General features: G+C 63.5%; 1 protein-coding gene and 1 pseudogene. Both read right to left on the bottom strand.

The genetic code is table 11. The features are described 5' to 3' along the window. Window positions 1-419: hypothetical protein (locus tag RMN95_RS16240; RefSeq protein ID WP_397545312.1), on the bottom strand; the 419-nt coding region annotated here is incomplete at its 3' end. Between the two features lie 389 nt (window positions 420-808). After that, window positions 809-1,056: pseudogene (locus RMN95_RS16235) on the bottom strand (mannose-6-phosphate isomerase, class I); the annotation flags it as partial.

The raw sequence follows: 1,056 nt of genomic DNA, 5'->3' as shown, positions 1-1,056 counted from the left end.
GTGATGAGGTTGGCGGCATCGACGCCCAGGCGGCCCGCGTCGAGGGCTTCGCTTACGGCGGGGCGCTCGGCAGGAAGGAGAGCGCCGGACAGTGCTCGGTGTTCACTTACGGCGCCCGCGACGGCCAAACGAGTGCGTGCGGACCGCTCAGAGATGCGAGCGACCGCGGCTACCGCTGCGGTCGGCGACGCATAGCCGAGTCGCTCCGCCAGAAGAGAGTTGTCTACCAGCGGCGCGAGTACGCGAACGCGGGCACAATCCATCAGCCGCCCGGCGCCCTCCACGGCAGCTATCGCCTCAGCGAGGGCACTGGCCGAGCCCGCAACGAAGGCATGGTCATCACGCAGAAGGTCGATCAGCGCGCTCAATTCTCGGGCGACGGCATCCACCTGATGGGTGATTGCGTCGCTGCGGGACATACCCAATGATAGCACACATTCGAATGTGTGTTCGAAGAATTTCTCTGCGCGAACTCAGATTATGGGCATCGGTCACAAATCCGCATCAGGACACAGGCGCCACCTCTAGACGGATAATTCCCAGTTACGGCCTCACCGGATGGACGTTGATAGCGAAAGGCCGCGGGTGTCACACCTTGCGTGTGAAACAGGGTCACAACTCGTTCTGGATTCACATCGCTTGGGATGCCGGTCTCATCGCCTACACCAGCGACGAGTTCTTCGGTTGAGACGATCGACTCCATGCCCTCCGCTCCTGTGGTCGATCACCTCAAGCCAGCCGACACCGTCGAGATCTTCACACAGCCTCAGCGGCCGGTCGGTCCGCGATGAAACGTCGCCCGCTGCGGTTACGAGGTAGCGATGACAAGCGATCCGGCGCCCCGCACATCCAGGGATGATTCGTCGGCAATGTAAACGGCATCCCCACGGTGCAGCGTCGAAGCCCCTCCCAGCGTGAACTCGCCGTCGAGGCACAGCGCGATGGCGGGCCCGTCGAGGGGCAGCACCGCATCCACTTCAATCACCAGCAGCGCGAAGTCGGCGTCGACTGGCCTGAACACCGCGACTCCGGCAGCCGGCGACCGCGGCATAAGGT

Origin of the sequence: Salinibacterium sp., from assembly GCF_031364185.1 — a bacterium.
In the GTDB taxonomy this organism is placed as follows: Bacteria; Actinomycetota; Actinomycetes; order Actinomycetales; family Microbacteriaceae; genus Rhodoglobus.
The sequence above is the reverse complement of the archived record's forward strand: the minus strand, read 5'-3'. Positions and strand labels throughout refer to the sequence as shown.